18 protein-coding genes, 1 tRNA gene and 2 pseudogenes are annotated in these 19,416 nt (G+C 51.8%); 15 read left to right on the forward strand and 6 right to left on the reverse strand.

The window, feature by feature from the left end:
* Positions 1-7 precede the first annotated feature (7 nt).
* The 8 genes from NXS97_RS22000 (at position 8) to NXS97_RS22035 (ending at position 7,754) form a co-directional block, all read left to right on the forward strand.
* Positions 8-1,876 carry a PTS sugar transporter subunit IIA gene (locus NXS97_RS22000; RefSeq protein WP_234033868.1) on the forward strand — a complete coding sequence of 623 codons (1,869 nt, stop codon included), beginning with the start codon at positions 8-10 and terminating at the stop codon, positions 1,874-1,876.
* A gap of 42 nt (positions 1,877-1,918) precedes the next feature.
* Positions 1,919-3,091, forward strand: coding sequence for a carbohydrate porin (locus NXS97_RS22005; protein ID WP_014593967.1), 1,173 nt, complete (start codon positions 1,919-1,921; stop codon positions 3,089-3,091).
* A 229-nt stretch (positions 3,092-3,320) separates the two neighbouring features.
* Positions 3,321-3,809 (forward strand): Hsp20 family protein, encoded by a 489-nt coding sequence (locus NXS97_RS22010; RefSeq protein ID WP_014593966.1) that lies wholly within the window; start codon positions 3,321-3,323, stop codon positions 3,807-3,809.
* Between the two features lie 79 nt (positions 3,810-3,888).
* Entirely contained in the window at positions 3,889-4,185 is a 297-nt protein-coding gene (locus tag NXS97_RS22015; RefSeq protein WP_013026217.1) for a hypothetical protein, read from the forward strand.
* A 251-nt stretch (positions 4,186-4,436) separates the two neighbouring features.
* Complete coding sequence (locus NXS97_RS22020; protein ID WP_116219956.1) at positions 4,437-5,240, forward strand: ABC transporter ATP-binding protein; 804 nt, start codon at positions 4,437-4,439, stop codon at positions 5,238-5,240.
* Positions 5,241-5,271: 31 nt separating this feature from the next.
* The gene (locus NXS97_RS22025; RefSeq protein ID WP_181901431.1) at positions 5,272-6,204 is read left to right on the forward strand and encodes an ABC transporter substrate-binding protein; all 933 of its coding nucleotides are present in this window, start codon (positions 5,272-5,274) and stop codon (positions 6,202-6,204) included.
* Positions 6,201-7,211, forward strand: coding sequence for an iron ABC transporter permease (locus NXS97_RS22030; RefSeq protein ID WP_022623311.1), 1,011 nt, complete (start codon positions 6,201-6,203; stop codon positions 7,209-7,211). Before NXS97_RS22025 ends, NXS97_RS22030 begins: the two co-directional genes overlap by 4 nt.
* Before the next feature lie 162 nt (positions 7,212-7,373).
* A complete protein-coding gene (locus tag NXS97_RS22035) occupies positions 7,374-7,754 on the forward strand; it encodes a pentapeptide repeat-containing protein (RefSeq protein WP_246874120.1) in 381 nt (126 codons plus the stop codon).
* Between the two features lie 331 nt (positions 7,755-8,085).
* On the opposite strand, the gene NXS97_RS22040 is transcribed toward NXS97_RS22035, so the two are convergent.
* The gene (locus NXS97_RS22040) at positions 8,086-9,324 is read right to left on the reverse strand and encodes an MFS transporter (RefSeq protein ID WP_014605550.1); all 1,239 of its coding nucleotides are present in this window, start codon (positions 9,322-9,324) and stop codon (positions 8,086-8,088) included.
* A 733-nt stretch (positions 9,325-10,057) separates the two neighbouring features.
* On the opposite strand from NXS97_RS22040, the gene hemH reads away from it, so the two are divergent.
* The 5 genes and pseudogenes from hemH (at position 10,058) to NXS97_RS22060 (ending at position 12,663) form a co-directional block, all read left to right on the forward strand.
* Positions 10,058-11,020: a ferrochelatase gene (hemH, locus tag NXS97_RS22045; protein WP_041930826.1), complete on the forward strand. Its 963-nt coding sequence runs from the start codon at positions 10,058-10,060 to the stop codon at positions 11,018-11,020.
* A 251-nt stretch (positions 11,021-11,271) separates the two neighbouring features.
* Positions 11,272-11,523: pseudogene (locus NXS97_RS23260) on the forward strand (hypothetical protein); the annotation flags it as partial.
* Positions 11,520-11,725: pseudogene (locus NXS97_RS22050) on the forward strand (helix-turn-helix domain-containing protein). The pseudogenes NXS97_RS23260 and NXS97_RS22050, both read left to right, overlap by 4 nt.
* A gap of 347 nt (positions 11,726-12,072) precedes the next feature.
* A complete protein-coding gene (locus NXS97_RS22055; RefSeq protein ID WP_105076879.1) occupies positions 12,073-12,330 on the forward strand; it encodes an AbrB/MazE/SpoVT family DNA-binding domain-containing protein in 258 nt (85 codons plus the stop codon).
* A complete protein-coding gene (locus tag NXS97_RS22060) occupies positions 12,331-12,663 on the forward strand; it encodes a type II toxin-antitoxin system PemK/MazF family toxin (protein ID WP_019106594.1) in 333 nt (110 codons plus the stop codon). It begins immediately after the preceding gene.
* A 72-nt stretch (positions 12,664-12,735) separates the two neighbouring features.
* On the opposite strand, the gene NXS97_RS22065 is transcribed toward NXS97_RS22060, so the two are convergent.
* The 3 genes from NXS97_RS22065 to NXS97_RS22075 all read right to left on the reverse strand — a co-directional run bounded on the left by NXS97_RS22065 (position 12,736) and on the right by NXS97_RS22075 (position 14,540).
* Positions 12,736-12,811 (reverse strand) — tRNA-Asn (locus NXS97_RS22065).
* 112 nt (positions 12,812-12,923) lie between these two features.
* Positions 12,924-13,691 (reverse strand): DgsA anti-repressor MtfA, encoded by a 768-nt coding sequence (gene mtfA, locus NXS97_RS22070; protein WP_233266614.1) that lies wholly within the window; start codon positions 13,689-13,691, stop codon positions 12,924-12,926.
* A gap of 171 nt (positions 13,692-13,862) precedes the next feature.
* On the reverse strand, positions 13,863-14,540 hold the full coding sequence (locus NXS97_RS22075) for a hypothetical protein (protein ID WP_013026204.1): 678 nt from the start codon (positions 14,538-14,540) through the stop codon (positions 13,863-13,865).
* A gap of 611 nt (positions 14,541-15,151) precedes the next feature.
* On the opposite strand from NXS97_RS22075, the gene NXS97_RS22080 reads away from it, so the two are divergent.
* Positions 15,152-15,856: a phosphohydrolase gene (locus NXS97_RS22080; RefSeq protein WP_022623305.1), complete on the forward strand. Its 705-nt coding sequence runs from the start codon at positions 15,152-15,154 to the stop codon at positions 15,854-15,856.
* Positions 15,857-15,929: 73 nt separating this feature from the next.
* Complete coding sequence (locus NXS97_RS22085) at positions 15,930-16,184, forward strand: Arc family DNA-binding protein (protein ID WP_013026202.1); 255 nt, start codon at positions 15,930-15,932, stop codon at positions 16,182-16,184.
* A gap of 78 nt (positions 16,185-16,262) precedes the next feature.
* Here the strand turns inward: NXS97_RS22085 and NXS97_RS22090 are convergent, their stop codons facing one another.
* Complete coding sequence (locus NXS97_RS22090; RefSeq protein WP_022623304.1) at positions 16,263-17,879, reverse strand: methyl-accepting chemotaxis protein; 1,617 nt, start codon at positions 17,877-17,879, stop codon at positions 16,263-16,265.
* Between the two features lie 111 nt (positions 17,880-17,990).
* Complete coding sequence (gene dcm, locus NXS97_RS22095; protein WP_072136884.1) at positions 17,991-19,370, reverse strand: DNA (cytosine-5-)-methyltransferase; 1,380 nt, start codon at positions 19,368-19,370, stop codon at positions 17,991-17,993.
* Between the last annotated feature and the right edge of the window lie 46 nt (positions 19,371-19,416).

Genomic DNA, 19,416 nt, shown 5'->3' on the forward strand with positions numbered 1-19,416 from the left:
CATCTTCATGACACTCGCGCAGGGCGATATCACGCAGGCCGCCCTGGCAAAAGAGATGAAGGTGTCAACAAGAACCATCCGTACTGACCTCAAAGAAGTGGGTGACATCGTCAGCCAGTCTGGTAACCGTCTTATCTATTCGCGAAAAAACGGCTTCTCATTACAGATTAGCGAGCCTGAGGCTCTGCAGGTTTTACTGGATCAGTGCCAACGGCCATGGAATGAAACACGTTCGGGGGCACAACGTCGCGCTGCCATGCTGGAGGCACTGCTGTTTGATGAGCAGGGCGTGAGGCTTGCTGAGCGGGAAGCCGAGTGGTTTATCAGTATCTACAGCTTAAGAAATGATATTACGTTGCTGAAGCGTCACGTCTCTCTCTATCAATTGCGTATTGTGTCGGAGGGTGAGGACATCTTTACGCTTAAAGGCAGCGAAATTGCCTTTCGGCGTTGCATCTACGACCACCGACTGCGCCTGACTCAGGCCACTGACGAGGACAGTTATGTCGGCCCGGTTACGGCATACCCGGACTGCAAAAACGCATTGAGCCAGTGCCTTGCAGAGAAAAGGATTGCGATAAGTGACGCGAATCTTCGCTTTTTAAGCCTGATCACAGGGATTGCGCAAGAGAGGATGGCGCGAGGCAAATGGCTACGGGATTTTGAATTTTGCGATGCGGAACCTGGCTGGAAAACGCTGGCTGAAGCCGTACTCCAGTCTTTGTGCGCTAACCCGGCGATGCCGTTTTCGCAAAGTGAAATTGACTTCATGGCCATGAATCTTGTCGCCTTTTGTACCACAACCTCCAGCCACAATCTGGTCTCTGAACAATACTCTGTTGAACGCACGATAATGAATCACTTCCTGAGCTACGTGAGTACATCGTGGTTTATTCATGTCAATTATGACGCGCTGTCCCAGGCGACGCTGCTAAGCCATATCAGAGCCATGCGCATTCGCGTCAACAACGCGATTACCATTGTTAATCCCTTACTGGAACAAATAAAACGCCACTATCCGTTAATGTATGAATTAACGCTTAGTGCATTCAGCGAACTGGATCAGTTCTTCAAGGCGACCGTCAGTGCCGATGAAATCGGTTATCTGGTCATGCATATTGGCGCCATTCTGGAAGACAGTATCAGCCATCAGAGTGGTCAGGGGATGCGGGCGCTGGTGGTTAGCGATCAGGGGATGGCCTCGACGCGAGTCGTCTGTCAAAAAATCCTTAGCATGTACCCGGGGTTAGATATCGTCAGGCAGATCTCCGTTGAGCAATATAGTCTGCTGCCTGAGGTTGACGAAGATATTGTCATCAGCCTGGTCAATATCGTTGAGAAGAATAAACGTATTATTTTATTGCCCCCGTTTCCAGAGAGAGGGCAGCTCGAAAATATAAAATATTATTTGGTGTCTGAAACACAGCCTGTCAACGCGATGCTAACGTATTTTTCTGCTGATAATTTTTTTGTATTAAATGCGGGAGATTATACCCGTTCATCATTAATTACGTTTCTTTGCGACAGGTTAACCGCGCAAGGGCGGGTTAACGATCATTTCTTATCGTCGGTATTAGATCGTGAAGCGCGGGCGTCAACGCTGCTGGATGATAAAATCGCCATCCCGCATCCGTTAGGGCCTGTTGCGGTACGCACCGCAGTCTCTGTCGCCATCTTTCCCGAGGGCATTGAGTGGGATAGCGGTAAACAGGTAAAACTTGTTTTTATGTTGGCCATCAGTGAGGACCAGTTCATTGACAGTATGCTGATATATGACTTCCTCACCAATATTCTGGATGACGATATTATAGAAAAAATAAGTCAGTGTAAAAATTATAACGAATTTATTACAGCCTCAAAAAAGTACTTCCTTTAAGAAATTTATTCACTCAGGGTTATTTAGCATAAGGAGTTGGTTATGAAATACCGGCATTATGTCTGGGGACTGGTTTTTATCTCTTCCGCTTCATTTTCCTCGATAACGTTTGATACAGAACAAGGCGCGCTGAAACTCTATGGTGATGTTGAGTTCAATCTCGATGGTGCAAGCAGAACGGGCCAAATTACCTCATTAAAAACCCGTGCTGATAAAAACTGGAAGGCAGGAGAAGCGGAACGCTGGGACGTCAATGGCCGAATTTTAATCGGGCTGGACGGTTACCGAAGCATGGCGGATCAATCCTTTGCTGGCTTTACCGTGCAACCGCTGGCCGATCTCTCTGGCGGACTTGAATTAGACGACGCGGCTTTCTTCTTTGGTCAGGAAAAAGACTGGAAAGTGCAAGTAGGCCGCTATGAAGCCTTCGATATGTTTCCGCTCAATCAGGACACGCTTATCGAATATTCCGGCAACACGGCCAACGATCTCTACGAAGATGGCTATGGCTATATCTACATGATGAAAGAGGCGCGCGGACGGGGATCGGCGGGGGCTATTCAGCTAAGTAAAACATGGCAACGTTTTTATTTTGAATTAAATGCCATGGCGAATGACGGCACGAGGTTGTTCCAGAATGGGGAATACCATGGGAATACACTGGAGCATAAAAAGAATGTTATTTATTTGCGCCCGGTTATCGCCTGGCGCCATAGCGACGTCACGGCGGCTGTCGGCATGGAAAGCAACGTGGTGAACAATGCCTATGGTTATACCGATAACCGGGGGCAGTTTAAGGATCAGTCTAAGCGCAATGGATATGGCGCCACGCTGAGCTGGGACGGGCAACGTGCGAATCCAGATTCAGGGGCGGTCATCAATCTCAGCACGGCCTATATGGATGCGACGGAAGAACAAAACTTCAGTGCTGGGCTGAATGGACTATGGCGCGACTTTCAGCTTGGCTATATCTACGCGCGTAACGATGTGAAAGCCTTTACGATGCAGTATATCAGCGGGGCCAGCCTGAGTGACTTCATCTTAGGCAAGTATGATATCCATACCATCCACTCCTCTTACCGTTTTCGCAATGTCATGAAGATGCAAAATTTCGATATTTACCTTGGCGCTTACTGGTCGCAGATTAATGCCGAACGGCACAGTGGCGATAACGAACGTTACGGGGCACGCGTCCGGTTTAAATACCATTTCTGATAGGCAATAAGCCGCTCCCGGTTGAGATGACATGGCATCTTTACAGGGCGCGGCGCGTCACTCAACATCGTCAAAAAGGCACCAGGTTCTGGCCCGCCAGCAGCTAAAAAAATTTCATGTTCATCCCTTGAAATCATCCAAAAAGATCCTATAAATTTTTGTGAGCAACGGGGAGGGTCCCCACTCAGATGAGCTTTTGAATGAACGATTAATTCAGGAGGTTATCACCATGGCATTACGTAATTTTCCACTGTTTCCTTCTGTTGCAGATTCTGCATTCTCAGACCGGTTCAACCGTATCGATCGGCTTTTCAGCCAGTTGACCGGTGATGCGCCCGTGTCGGTTTCACCCTCTTATGACCTCAGACAAACGGATAATGAGCACTATGAGCTCACCGTCAGTGTCCCCGGCTGGCAAGAACACGAGCTGGAGATCGAGGTGGCGGGCGGTCGCCTGACGGTTACCGGCCAGAAAGAGGTGGTTACAGATAAAGAGGCGGACAAAGAAGGCCAGAACAGCGGCTGGCTGCATCGGGGCATCAGTCGTTCAGACTTCCGTCTGAGCTACAGCGTGCCTGAACATATGAAAGTCACCACCGCACGGCTTCAGGATGGACTGCTGCGTGTCGGTTTGCATCATGAGGTGCCAGAAAGCGAGAAACCTCGCCGCATTCCGATTGAACACCGCACCTCAGAGGCGATTGAACATCAGGCTTAATGGCAGTTTGACCCGACAGCGGGGAGCGTGAACAGCGCTCTCCGCACTATGTTATCAAGCGGAGAATCAGGAGGCTGTTATGAGAGTCATCAGCGTGCCCGAAGATCGTAGCCTGTATCCTAAACTGGTCGGCGAGACCGTCATGGCTGCCAAACTGCAGCTAGGCAGGACCCGCTTGTCGGTGAATTACAATAAAGTGCCAGGCGGAATTCTGCCTGTGCTGGTGGTGGATTTTTACAACGAGAAGGGCAAGCTCTACACCCTGCGCTACAACCTGCCACCGGATACCCCAGAGCGTACCGATCGCCGGGTATCGTTGCTGATGCGCTTGATTGAGAAAGAGGCCAACGAGGAAAAGTTGGCTGAGGCAGTGTGACCGCTCAGGACAGCGGTAAACGCGAGGAAGTCGTTATGTTGAATACATTGATGCTGCATAGCGCTCTGGGGGCAGGCATGTTAGCGATGACGGCCAGCCTGTTGCATAACCGATTTAAATAGCCTGTTCCGTCATTCGTTATCCCTGTCTTTAAGTGCCGCGTCGTCGGCACTTTTTTTATGTCACCTGAGCGCTTGTTATTCTACCTTGCCATTGTTATGTTATAACGTAACAAAAACAGGTGGGGTGATATGATGCAGCCAGAGACATTACATGCCAGTGAATCGATATTGCGGGTGAACATTGGGGCGCTGCACAAACCCGATGGCGGCTGCCTGCTCAATGACATCACATTCGGCATCGGGACAGGGGAGCGCCTGGCGATCATTGGGCCGAACGGCAGCGGCAAAACCTCATTGCTGCGGGCGATGAGCCGTGAGCTGGCGGTACAGAAGGATGAGATAACGCTAAACGGTCGCTGCATCAAAACTTACACACGGCAGGAGTTAGCCACATGTATCGCCGTCATGGCGCAAAACGACGTGCCTGACCTGAGGCTGTCGGTTGAGGATTACGTTGCACTGGGTCGTCTTCCTCATGTGCGCGCCTGTCCACATTCTGTCAATCAGCGCGTTGTGAGTGAGGTGCTAGAGGAAACAGGGCTGGCGGCGTTACGGCGACGTTCACTAGATGCGTTATCAGGCGGTGAACGGCAAAGAGCGGCCCTGGCGCGCGTTCTGGCCCAAAAGCCACAGCTGATTCTGCTGGATGAACCGACCAATCATCTTGATCCCCTTGGACGACATGCGCTGCTGACGTTAATCAAAAACAAAGGCATCACGGCCGTGGCGGTCTTGCACGATTTATCACTTATAGATACGTTTGCCGACCGCGTGCTGATTCTGTCACAGGGGGAGCAGGTAGTATGTGATGCGCCCGCTCGCGCCCTGTCATCCCGCTATCTCCGGCCGGTATTCGGTTTAAACAGTTTTACCGTATCGCATCCCGCGAACGGGAGTCATTTACGCATTTTCGAGGTGCCAGACTGTGCCTGATTCGTTGTTAAGGCTCTGCTGCGCGGCATGGCTGGCGAGCATTCCTGTTGGACAAACCCTCGCGGCCGATTTCCCGGTCACCATTGAAAGCTGCGGTCAGCCGGTTACCTTTAATGCACCGCCTGAGCGGGCGGTCATTAACGACCTCAATATGTCAGAAATGGCCTTTGCGCTTCATTTGCAGGATCGCATCGTCGGGCTGACGGGCATTAGTGGCTGGTACAAGATGACACCGGAATTTAAGCAGGCGATGGGGGCCATTCCTGAGCTGGCGCCTAAGTATCCCTCTCTGGAAACGCTGGTGGCGGTGAATCCTGACTTCTTTTTTGCCGGCTGGAATTATGGCATGAAGGTGGGCGGCGACGTGACGCCAGCCTCGTTAAGTCAGTACGGCATCAAGACGCTGGTGCTGAGTGAAAGCTGCGTTTTTACCCAAAAGGACAAGCATAAAGCCAGCATGGATCTGCTTTATCACGATGAGCTGACGTTAGGTAAAATCTTTGGCAAACAGGCTGAGGCGCAGGCTTTAGTTAATCACTGGAAGGAGCGCCTGAGAATGATTCCTCAACGGCCCAGCGCGGTCCGGCCGTTAAAGGTCTTTGTCTACGACTCGGGGGAAGATAAGCCGTTTACCAGCGGAAAATATGCCATGCCAACCGCCATCATTGAAGCCGCCGGCGCAACCAATGCGCTGGAGGGGCTGGATATCAGTTGGGACACCACGTCATGGGAAAGTGTGGCGGCAACCGAACCTGATTTCATTATCTTGCTGGATTATCAAACCGGCGGCGGGGCGGATGCCCTTCGGCATTTCCTGGAAAGTCATCCGCTGATGAAACTCACGCCAGCCGTCAAAAATCATCGTTATCTGAAGCTGCAGTATGCTGAGCTGACGCCAGGCCCGGCTAATATTGCCGCGGTGGAGAAACTGGCGCGCGCCCTGTATTCAGGAACCGCGCCGTGAATGCTACACCTTACCGTTTTTTTTGCATCTTGTGCTTTTGCGTCCTTCTGCTGGCAGTGCTGATGTTAATCAGCGTTGCCAAAGGCACGGTCGCGTTATCCCTGACGCAGGTGTTGGGCGCACTGGAACTGATCGCCATGCCTCAGTCTGAAATGATCAGCCGGATTGTGATCGATCTCCGCTTGCCGCGCACGTTGCTTGCAGCCCTGACCGGTGCCGGGCTGGCGATGGTGGGAGCGCTGCTGCAAACCACCACCCGCAACGATCTGGCCGATCCTTTTCTTTTTGGTCTCTCTTCCGGTGCTTCGGCAGGTGCGGTGCTGGTCATCACCCGCTTTGGTAACGGGTTAGGTGAGCTGACCTTGCCGGTTGCCGCCTTTGCGGGCGGGCTCTGTTCTGCCGCTGCGGTCATGTTGCTTTTCTACTTCAAAAAACTGCGCAGCCCAGCACACCTGATCATCTGTGGGCTGGCTGTGTCTTTTCTTTTTGGCGCGCTCACCAGCTATTTTATTTTCTCTGGCGATCAGCGAGCGGCCAGTTCGGTGATGTTCTGGTCGCTGGGTGGCCTGGGGCTGGCCAGCTGGCAGAATCTGCCTGTTGCGCTTGCCGGTGTTGTCCTGCTGAGTGGCTTTGCTCTGATGCGTCACCGCTCGCTGGACGGTCTGCTGGCGGGCGAACAAACGGCGCTGTCGCTGGGGATTAACGTCAGTCGTTTGCGGATTGAAGTCTTTCTTTGTTGCGCGCTGACGACCTCAATGCTGGTCGCCCTCACCGGGGTGATTGGTTTTGTCGGCCTGATGGTACCGCACCTGTGTCGACCGGTCACAGGGGTAAAGCACCGTCTGCTGTTACCGCTGTGTGGCCTGGGCGGCGCGGTTTTGCTCTGTGGCGGGGATATCATCAGCCGAACGCTGCTGGCACCGCAGGAGCTGCCGATCGGGATTATTACGGCAGGCATCGGGGGGATTTTTGTGATTCTGCTGCTGACCCGTGCATCGAACACCTGAAGCAAAACGAGGCCAGTTCAGCCCGGAATATACGGATGCTCACCGCCTGTCACTAAGTAGCAAAATGTCACTCTTCTCTCAGGTGTGACAATTGGTCCCTTTACGGTATTAAATGAATTAAAGGCTGTGAACCTCTTCGAATCAAAGATAACGAATACTGATATGTCTTATTCGAAAGTATCAGGAAGTATTAATAATAGTATTCTGACAAATGTAGACTTTGAAAACGCGTGTTTAGATAGCGCTCTTTTATGCAAAGCAGAAATAAAAAGATGCAATTTTTCAAAAAGTAAACCAGTAATCAATGTGGATGATGCAGTGTGTGAAGCAAGTCATTTTGTCAAAGCAAAGTTTGTGGCTGGATCCTCAGGAATTGAGTACGGTGGTCGTCGCGTAAGATTTGTAGACTGTGATTTTACCGGCACTGTTTTTGATCGCGTTGAGTTTAGAGCAACGAAATATATTAATTGCACCTTTACTGATGCGAAATTAAAAAATGTGACTTTCGTGGAGTTAAGTTTGAGGGTGGTATTTTACCAATAACAACCCAGTTTGAAAATATGTATATACCTTCTCAGTTTATTTTATTTCGCAAATAAAGCCGAGAAAGAGAACTCAGCCTTACTCGGTTTTATTATTTAGTGTGGTTGGATCTTTTGAATATACCTGCACTTAATCTACTTAATCATCTGCTTAGTAAAATTAAAATACTCGCGCACTTCGTTGTTATCTGTCACTACACAGTCTATCTGCTAATATTTTAGCCCTACTTGCGGTTGGGCTATAGCGATAAAGCCTGCAGCATTCAATGTTGCAGCCAGGCTTTGCCAGTCAATAAGCGCATTTCTCAGTGCTGCAGCCTTCAACATCGCAATCACCCCACCGTTTCATTCTCAAGCTTCTGCCTTTTGCGCAGATTCGGAAACAGCGTCATCCAGAGCCCGACCACTACCAGCGTCCCGACGCCGCCAATCACCGCGGCAGGCACCGCGCCCATCCATGCTGCTAACAGCCCCGACTCAAACTCACCCAACTGGTTTGAAGTATTGATAAAGATGGCGTTAACCGCATTGACGCGGCCGCGCATCGTATCCGGTGTATCCAACTGAACCAGCGCGCCGCGAATCACCATGCTCACCATATCGAAACCGCCCAGCGCCGCCAGCGCCAGCAGTGAAAGCCACAGTTTGGTGGAAAGGGCAAACAGCAGCGTCGCCAGGCCAAAACCCGCAACGGAGCCAAACATAATCATGCCGACGTGCTTTTCCAGCTTGTTGCGGCTCAGCCAGACGCCGACCAACAGCGCCCCTACCGACGGCGCACCCCGCAACAGGCCAAGGCCCCATGGCCCGGTGTGCAGAATATCCTGGGCGAAGATAGGGAGCAGTGCGGTAGCACCGCCCAGTAGCACGGCAAACAGGTCGAGCGATATCACGCCGAGCACGTCTTTGCGTTCGCGAATAAAGCGCACGCCCATAAACATGTTCGACAAGGTCATCGGCATACGTTCCTGAGGAGGACGTTCGTAACGTAGGCGACTGACTAAGATTAGCGACAGCAAATAAAAGAGCGCTGAAACCCCGTAAACAACCTCGGGACCGGCCACGTAAAGCAGTCCGCCTAACGTCGGCCCGACAATCACCGCGGCCTGACCGCCGACGGAGCTGGCCGCCATGGCGCGCGCCAGAATCGATGGCGGGACCAGCGCAGGTAGCATTGAGGTAATAGCAGGCCACTCAAGTGCTTTAGCCAAAGCGATCAGGAAGACCAACCCCCAAATTTCAATCTTATCTGCCCAGTGCAGTAGCGTCAGCGCCACCAGGGCGAGCAGGGCGGCCCATTCAATGAGTTGCCCAATCACCACGATACGACGACGGTCGAATTGATCTGCCAGATGCCCTGCGGGCAAGGCTAACAGCACCGAAGGCAGAAACTGCATCAGGCCAATCATGCCCAGTGCCATGGCGCTGTGGGTAATCGCATAGATTTGCCAGCTGACGGCCACGGAAAACATCTGAAAGCCAAACGAAGAACAGGTACGGGCCAGCCAGAAGGCCACAAATGACCTGTGTTGCAGCAACGCGTCTTCGCCTGTAGAAACCCCTTTATGCATAATGATTCCTGTCCCGAACCGCCTGTTGGCGAAAGTGGTTGCATCAGTCTGATTCATGACCGTATTCGGTCTTATTTTGTCCTGGCTGAAGCACAGTGAGTGTGCTGTATGATCCGACTCGCTCGCCATAAACGGAATCGGGCAGCACGAGCATAGACGTCTAAATATTAGCATGCTCAATATTCACTTTGATAAATCGAAATATCGACAAGATGTGATAGTTCCCCCTGAATAGTCAGGGGATTATCCGATCGTCTTGTCATCAGTTATGGCGATAAAAAGCACGAACTGGCCTGGAGGGCGACAGGACTTATCAGAGCTATTGGTCGTTTGCCAGCAGGGCGATGGTAAGATACGACCCACTGTTTTTGACTCCTCAGATAACGCAGAGTTAAAAACTAAAAAAGGCGGTGTTGCTGCGCGTGGTGGTATTCACTGCCTGAAAATGTATTGAAGCGCGGCGAGCCAGATTTACTTTTTTGCAAACTGTCAGGTGCGCTTGCGTGTTTTCATTGATGGTCTGTACCGACAGCCCGGGGCATATGGCCGTGTCGGAGACAGCAAAGGGCGTTGAACGTTGACTCAGCGGTCGGTGCCGATCCGAAGGGTGAGTTAACCCGGTTTTCGTTTCGCCTCCGCACACGCCAGCGGCAAGGGCGGAGGTGATGATGTCCTTGAGTGTGCTACAGTGTTCAGGCACTTTTTTTCCATGGGTTTTCAGAGGTCCCAGCTAATGACGAATAAACAGGGTGTTTTAATTGTTAACCTTGGAACACCAAAAGAACCCACAACTGCTGCGGTTAAAACGTTTTTATCTAAATTTTTGCACGACTACAGAGTGGTCGATTTACCCAGGATCCTGTGGTGCCCAATCCTGCATGGCGTAATTATTCCGCTGCGCGCCAAACGCGTGGCCAAACTGTACTCCTCTATCTGGATGGACGAAGGTTCACCGCTGATGGTTTACAGCGTTCGCCAGGCTCGCGCACTTGAAGCGCTGACGGGCATGCCTGTCGAGTTAGGAATGAGCTATGGCGAGCCCAGCATTGGCGGCGCCATTGACAAACTGCTGGCCAAAGGTGTCGATAAAATTATCGTCATCCCGTTGTATCCGCAGTTTTCCTCGTCCACCGTCTCTTCCGTCTGGGACAGCGTCAGTCGTCACCTGCAGACGATGAAAAACCGTTACACGCCGGCGATCAACTTCATAAACGATTATGCCGATCATCCTGCCTACATCGAGGCGTTAAAAGCCTCTGTGCTGGAATCATTCGAGGCCAATGGCGTGCCGGATACGCTACTGGTCTCCTACCATGGCATACCGGTCAGGTTTTCTAACGAAGGGGATAAGTACCAGGATCGCTGTGCGTTAACCACCAAATTGCTCACCGAAGCCCTTAACATGCCATCGTTGAAGATTGTGATGACCTTCCAGTCACGATTTGGCAGAGAGCCCTGGCTAACGCCGTACACCGATGAAACCATCAAAAATCTTCCTGCGGAAGGCGTAAAAAGCCTGCAGGTGATTAGCCCGGGTTTTGCGGCAGACTGCCTGGAAACGCTGGAAGAACTGGATGAGCAGAACAGAGAAATCTTCATGCATGCAGGGGGAACGTCCTTTACCTATATCCCTGCGCTCAACGATAAGCCTGTTCATATTGAGATGCTGCGACAGCTGGCAGAGGGCGCGAAATAGCCTCCGGCGCGTGCTGACATCAGCCATCCGGCTATAACGCCAGCCGTGACGGGGCCAGAATGTGTGCATTCTGGCCCCGTTTTTTAGACGCGCAATGCTGACCGGATGCAGGCCGCCGGTTCGCACCGGAAATGCAGTGCTGGACGGTTCGTAACAAACCAGAACTTGAGTTTAGTGCGTAACGTTTCTACCGGTATTTTTTGTATAAGTGTTTTACAACGAGTGGCAAAACCTTCGATGGTTTTTTGTAACTGGTTGAAAGCCTGACCGTTGACACTCTCCCTGCGACCACTCCCCGTTTCGAGCCTGAATGTACGGAGCTTTGTCGTTACTGCCTTGCTATCACGCAAACTCTGTCGGGGCTGGGATTTGCCTCTGAAACGGAGAAGCACCTTAGCTGCCTGCTGTATGAACTGATCAACTATTTCGCTGCCGAAATGGAAGCCCCGCGCTGGCTCCGCACAGCCGACGGCGTGAAGTTTATCGGCGAGGTGACGGCATGACACAACAGGACTGGCATCCCGCCGACATTATTGCGGCCCTGAAAAACGGGAAACGTCGCTGGCGGCGGTTTCCCGTCAGGCAGGGCTGGCGTCCTCCACGCTGGCTAATGCGCTTACCCGCCGCTGGCCCAAAGGCGAAAGATTGATTGCTGAAACGTTAGACGTCGAGCCTGAAAAAATCTGGCCTTCGCGCTATCGCTGATGTTCCTCCGGCGCAGCCCTGATACGGAAGCTGCGCCGCATTTCGTTTATCTGATCCGTCATAATCCTTTGAACCGCAAAAACAGTTTTCTATTATCGGCCTTCTTACCACGAACTAAGTTCCTGACTGCACGAAGTGCTTCATGATCTAAAAGAAGCACCTGATGTATCAGGATGGTCGCCGTTTTACCGGCAATGCCGCCTTTGAAAACTGCCGGATCTGTCCTCTGATAGATTAAGGCTTTCTTCACGCTTTACTACGTTAAGGAAATCACAATGAATCTGATGAATAATTGTGCATCGCCTGCCGCAGATGTTATATTAAAATATAATATTCGGAGGTGCTCTATGTATACCACTCGTCTGAAAAAGGTTGGCGGATCTGTCATGCTGGCGGTCCCTCCGGCCGTGCTGAAAACGCTGGGGCTGTCGACGGACAGCGAAGTGGGCATGACCATTGATAGTGGCTGCCTCATAATTGAACCTCAAAAACGTCCCCGCTATTCACTCGAAGAACTACTGGCGCAGTGCGATCCGCACGCTGAAATAAGCGAAGAGGGTCAGGAATGGATTGATGCACCTGCGGTGGGCAAGGAGCTCCTGTAGATGGACAGAGGGGAAATCTGGCTCGTTTCACTAGATCCGAATGCCGGGCATGAACAAAGCGGAAGGCGTCCAGTACTGATTGTTTCTCCGGCGTCCTTTAATCAGTTTACGCGGCTACCTGTGGTTGTTCCCGTGACCAACGGCGGAAACTTTGCCCGCGCAGCGGGGTTTACTGTTTCACTGGATGGCGCAGGAACGAAAACAACGGGGGTAATTCGTTGTGACCAGCCCAGAACCATTGATATGGAAGCCCGGAACGGCAAATATCTTGAACGAATACCTGAAGTTATTGTGAATGAAGTGGTGGCCAGACTGGAGGCCATTCTGAGCTGAGATTTTAGATGTAAAAGGTAAACGCAGAAAAGCAAAAAACCTGCTCAGTTTCCTAAGCAGGCTTCTTAAATCTGGCTCCTCTGACTGGACTCGAACCAGTGACATACGGATTAACAGTCCGCCGTTCTACCGACTGAACTACAGAGGAATCGTGTGAACGAGGCGAATAGTAACGAGGTCGCCTCAAGGTGTCAACTGTAAAAAAGCGTTTAGCATTCAACTGGCTAGCTTTAATGCAAAGCGTTCGCGAAGTAAACAAATCACCGATCAGTCATCTGGATTCTGCTTAATGGATCCTGCTGGTAAAATTGCTGGAGATGTCCATACATCGCGGGAAAGCGTTCAGCTAACAGAACCGGTGCGGTAAAAAAATACTCGGATAACACCGCGAAGCATTCCGCAGGATCGCTGGCGGCATAAGGATCGATACTGGCGGCCTGTTCCCCGACCAGCTCAACCTCATTTTCAACCTCAGCCATGGCCTCACGCAGGTCTTTTTCCCACTGGGCGACGCCACGCAGAGGAATCAGTGGAACGCCGCTGGTGTAGCCGCTACCGCGGGCATCCAGCTTGTGTGCCACTTCATGAATGACCAGGTTATACCCTGACAGATCGAAGGAATCCTGAATATCCAGCCAGTTAAGGATCACCGGGCCCTGCGTCCAGCTCTGGCCCGCATGAACGGCAGGCGCGTGATGCACAAGGCCGTTTTCATCCTGCCACTCATCCGCCACATTAAAGGGCTCAGGATAGATGAGCACTTCATGAAAGCCATCCAGCCAGTCGAGACCCAGTTTCAACACGGGTAAGCAGAACAGCAGGGTAATACGCACGCTACGCAGCGCATCAAGTTGGCAGCCTTCAAGCGGAACCAGCTTTTTTTGCTGCAGAAAGCGCTGGGCCAGTTCTGTCAGCGACTGCTGTTCATCCTGTGTGAGAAGGGTAAAGATGGGCTGTGCCAGACCGGCCTGCCAGGGCAATTCGGTGACGGCGGTATCGCTATGCGTTTTCCATGGCCATTTTAACATCGTAAGTTCCGCACTGAATGCTGCTGTCGCAGAATCCTGAGAGACCAGACAGGAAAATGCCAGCATCGAAACGTCATGCTGGCATTGTCGGGCTTCAGGGATGAAGACGGTATATTCAACCCGTTAGCGAGGAGATTGTCTGTGATTTAGCCCGCAAAGCGCAGGCTAAATTTACTCACGCCCGGCGCGCTCAAACTCAATGACCCACACCCACGGGTTTACCTGCCAGCTGGTTGCACCGTACTGTTTCTGCCATGCCTTGCGATAGGCTTCTTTTGGCATTTCTGAATTCACATTCATGGTGAAAAAGTTATTCAGAAAGTGCGAGTCGGTTTGGACCCCTTCAGCCATGATGTCATCTTCACTGATATCCTGAATCTGCTCCACACGCACATCGGTAATGAGCAGATTGATACGGCTGGCCCAGCGCGGCATATGAATGGCCGTCTGCCAGCCAAACTGCTCGTCATCCGGGCCGCTCAGCGTATGCTGACCCAGTTCATTGCTGTCAGCACGGTACTGGCAAAATTCCGGCGTGCGGAACGGTACGGGATCGCGCTCGTAATCCGCCAGGGCATCCTGCGGCACAATCGGCCCACGCCAGGTTTCGCGCACCCAAAGCACGTCGCCCGGCATACCGTACGGGCAGTGATAGCGAATGTCATTCATCGACATCATTTTATCGCCATGCAGGTGGTTAGCCTGAACGTCAAAAGCATGAACCCCTTCGTGGTGATCCTGCCCCGGGCCAAAAGCCTGCGTTTTCATTATGCGCCGGGTTTGCGTTTGTTGGCCAACTAACAGGGCACGAACCCGCTGTTCGGAAAAAAGAATCGGCCGCTCTTTCATGGATTACCTCTTTTTATTAGTAGAACCCGGTTACTGCTAAAACAACAAGGGCATCTAAATGGTGGCAATATCATAAAAACTATAAATCATTACCCTTAACAATTTGCCGTCTCATAGTCATCTGAGCATTGGTGATTTTTGTCCCGAAAAACGGGGGCGGATAAAAAATCAACAATGCTGTTGTCAATGCGCGTTCCGGGACATCTGATAGTGAGAATACAGTACGTTATATCGGCAAAAATAGGAACCTTTTCAGATTTATCTGTGTGTAACTTTTGCCGATTTTAATGATAAGTGCGAACAGGTTATGTCATGTTTTTTGTTACTCCCCGAGAAAATGCCTATCATTAATCATTACATTTATTAAACTAATTAACCTGCCCGCAATTAAATCAGTCAAGGCTGAAAAAGCAGCAAACTGACGTTTTAATTACGGCAAAATGCTATAAAAATGATCAGCGTCGCATTTTTTTTCGAAATTATCCTGGGGCAAGGGCGATATTCCTCTGCTGTGTAAAGAAAATGTCATTAGCCATTCGCTATGATGGTCGGGCCTGAGCGCGTAATTCATCGTCAGTCAGGACGGACGTCAACCCAACAGGAAAGAGAATATGTCACTTACGCTTTGGCAGGCTCGCTATGAGACCTGGTTTGAAAACAACTGGATTCATGATGATGGCGCGCACGATATCGCACATTTACGCCGCGTATGGATGAGCGCTCAACGCATTATGGCCGGCACCCAAGCCGATCCGCTGGTGGTCCTGACCGCGTGTTATTTTCACGATGTGGTGAATTTACCGAAAAACCACCCTGAGCGTCACAAGGCATCCACCTATGCCGCCAGTGAAACGCAGCGCATTTTACAACAGGATTTCATCGATTTTCCTGAGGAATTGATGGAGCAGGTCATGCATGCGGTTCAGGCGCACAGCTTCAGTGCCGCCATTACGCCAAAAACGCTGGAGGCAAAAATTGTGCAGGATGCCGACAGGCTGGAATCGCTCGGTGCTATCGGTCTGGCGCGGGTGTTTTATACGGCAGGTTCCATGAATCGCCCCTTGTTTAACAGCGAGGATCCGCTCGGTAAAGATCGGGAACTCAATGATGTTAAGTGGACGCTGGATCACTTTCAGACCAAGCTACTGCGGTTGCCAGAAACCATGCAAACCGAAGCAGGGCGCAGGCTGGCAGAACACAATGCGGACTTTCTGGTGCACTATATGGCCAAGCTGTGTGCGGAACTGCAAGGCAACTTAGTCAGTCTGGATGAGTCAGTACTCCACGACTTTAGCCCTATACACGCTGAATATTAAATTTTTATGACAGTATAGGAATCGATACAGTCATCCGGTAGCGTGGCAGTAATAACAATAAAGGAGTGATGAAATGACCGAAACTGTTAATTTAACGATTAAAATTGATCCTGCACTGAAAGAACACATCAAACAGTTGGCGCTGGAAAATCAGGTGTCAATGAGTCAGGAAATCGTGCAACGGCTTCAGTCCAGCCTCAATGCGCCTGCTCAGCCTGTCATTGACAGTCAGAATACAGAGGAAGACACATCGGATGCATTAAGCTCCAGCGAAATCAAGCAGCTGCGCACGCTGCTGAAGAAGCAGAGCAAGAAAAAGAAATCGTAAAATTCGGTGTTTGTCCCCGCAAAACGATCAAAAGCCGCCTTTAACACTGGCGGCTTTTTTACATCCCAAGCTTAACGGCTACAGGGTGATACGGAACTGCTGCACGCTTTCGGCCAGGCGCGCGGCCTGCTGCTGCAGCGTATCGACCGTGCGGCCCTGGCGGGCGGTGAGGCTTTCGTTCGTCTGAAGCTGTTTATCCAGCGCCACCACTTCTGCAGCAATGCCCGAAACGCGGCGGCTTTGTGCGGTGGCGTTTTCCTGCAGCTCTTGCAACTGTGTCACAACGGCGCTGACCGACTGGCTTATCTGGTTAAACAGCGCCTCAAGCGATTTCACCTTATTGAAGCCCTCTGAAATGTGCAGTTGCGTATGATTAACGAGACCGTTTATCTGCTGCGCCGATTCGCCACTCTTGTTTGACAGGTTGCCCATCTCTTTCGCGACCACGCCAAAACTTCGTCCATACACGCCCGCATGAGCGGATTCGATGGCGGCATTGAGCGCCAGCAAACGCGTTTGCAGTGACAGGCCGTCCAGCATCTCAACGATACCCGCGATTTCGCCGGAGGAGGCGACGATATGGCGCATCTGAACCTCCATCTCATCCACCTGAAGCGTACATTGCTGCATCAGATCGTCGGCGAAATGCGCCTGTTCAGAGGCCTGCTGAGAAAACAGGGTGCTGTTTTCGACTTCTTCAGACACGCGATGCAGGCGCTGGGAAATATGGCTAAAGCTGCTGTTTTGCGCTTGATACTGTTCGCTGACCTGCTCATTAGTATGCTGCATTTCGCGCGTACCTTCGGCCACGCTTGCCGCAATCGTGTTAATTTCAGCCACGATGGTGCGCAGCCCCTGGCGCATCTCCGCCACTGCGTTGAAGAGTCTGGACGTTTCCAGCGATTGCAAACGCGGTGGAACCGGGCAGTTGATTAAATCACCGGTTGCGATGTCCTGTAACTGTCGACTGGCCAGACGTAAGGGGACGATCACACCACGCAGCAGCAATACGCCGCCGGTCAGCAGCAGGACAAACAGCAGTCCTGTCACCATTAGCGCCAGGTTGCGGCTTTCCATGAGTGTCTGAAGGGTCAGGCTGTTAACCGCAGTGAGCTGTTTATTGGTCTGCGTAATCTCGTTAAACCAGGCGCTATTGAACTGCTGCTGGTAAGCCTGCATCGGTACCATAAAGAAGGCGTCAATATTATTCCCCTCCAGACCTTTTAGCTGCTCCTCCAGTCCCTGTTTCAGCAACGTAAAGCCCTGCTGCAGTTCGCCGCCGGGTGCGGCGTGATAGCGAGCAAAAAGCTGTTCAGCATGAAGCAAAGACGATTTGGCTGTTTCTGCCAGACTTTTCCAGCTGTCAACCGATCCACTTTTCTGATCTTCCATTAAATACAGCCCGGCGCGGTGGCTGTTATCACTGGCCGTAAGCAGCTCGACGCGTGCGCGGTCCAGCAAGGCCAGCCGGTCACGCATGGCGCTGGCCTGGGTGAGGTTGACTTTGTTCTGGCTCACCTGAGCGGTCAGCAGAACAATCCCGATGGACTGCAGCAAACAAAACAGCACCACGAACAAAATAAAGTTCCCGCGCAGGCTGGTTAGCCAGGTGGGGATCGCCGGAAACCTAAAGCGGGAACGTCTTTTCAGCACGTGCCGCGACAACAAAGTGAGAGGTGACATCATTCTACCCATCCATTGAAAAAGCAGCAGTATTCTGGGCTTGCATGACGGCGTTGTGACAATCCCGCCTGACGGCAGGAAAAGAGAGGAATTGTTGCGCCTAAGCGCAACTTTTAGCGGGAATTATGCGTTCAACTGGCGGATATAGGGCGAAAGCAACTGTGCCACGGCGGCAAACACCGGTACCACCACCGAATTGCCAAACTGTTTATAGGCCTGCGTATCGGATACCGGGATGCGGAAGGGATGGCTGTCTGCACTATCAAATCCCATCAGTCGCGCGCATTCTCGCGGCGTTAACCGACGGGGCCGCCGCGCCATATTGGCGGCATCAAGAAAATCGGCTTCCCCTTTTTCCCGATCCCAACCGCGATCGATTAAAATTTCTGAGCCATCTTTATAGTATCGGGCTGACAGGGTGCGCACGCAGCAATGCACATTGTGTGGATCATTCAGGCCAAAGCCGAACCCGTTACCCCGTGCTTTATGCTTCTTAGCGTACTGGTAGAGGTAACGCCACAATACGGGCGACAGGATGTATTTGTCATCGGGCTGCGGCTCCAGCAGGCTCTGTAGGCTGGGCACCTGGGCGGGGAAAAATTGGCGAATGTCGCGCAGGCTAAACTGCGCTGAGCCAGCAATATCCCGCCGGATGCCGACCAGAACGATACGTTCACGATGCTGCGGCAAAAAAAAGCGTGCATCAATCACCTTCGGATCGGGCGCGCCAGCCTGGGCATCCGCCACGTCATAGCCCAGCTCGTCCAGGGTTTCCATAATCACCGCAAACGTCCGGCCTTTATCATGGCTCTTGAGATTCTTCACGTTTTCCAGGACGAAGAATGGCGGTTTCTTTGCCGCCAGAATGCGGGCGACGTCAAAAAACAGTGTGCCCTGCGCCTGACATTCAAAGCCATGAGCCCGGCCCAGCGCATTTTTTTTACTGACGCCCGCCAGAGAAAAAGGCTGGCAGGGAAAGCCCGCCAGCAGCACCTGATGGTCGGGAATGGCCGCATCAATCGACTGATAGATAGCCTGTTCGTCAGTAAGGCCGGCTGGCTGCGTGACCTGGCGAATATCCGTATTAAAGTGGTGCTCTGACGGATCGCTGTAGTGATTCGCCCGATAGGTGCGAATTGCCTCTTTATTCCACTCACTGGTAAATACACATTTACCGCCGATGCGCTCGAAGCCACGTCGAATACCGCCGATGCCGGCAAACAGATCGATAAAGCGGAAATCCGGAGAATCATAATGGGCAGGACGTGCAGGCAACAAATCCTGCAACAGCGACAGTTCTGCGGCGGCCAGCGAGGGTAACGCGCGCTTGCCCTGACGAATAGCGTTCAGCAGTGGCGGCGTCCAGTGCGGAAAGCCTGCCTGATGCAAACGTGCGACAACGTCCCTAACGGAATAGATCGACAGCACCTGTTGTAACATGTTCAGTTCATCGGAATGCAGAGCAGCAGGGAGAAGAGGTTCAGCGATTGCGACAGCGTGCATGCAAATATCCTTAACAGTGAAGCGCGTATGCTAACACTCCTTGCCC

It is taken from the genome of Pantoea sp. B623 (genome assembly GCF_024814475.1).
In the GTDB taxonomy this organism is placed as follows: domain Bacteria; phylum Pseudomonadota; class Gammaproteobacteria; order Enterobacterales; family Enterobacteriaceae; genus Pantoea; species Pantoea ananatis.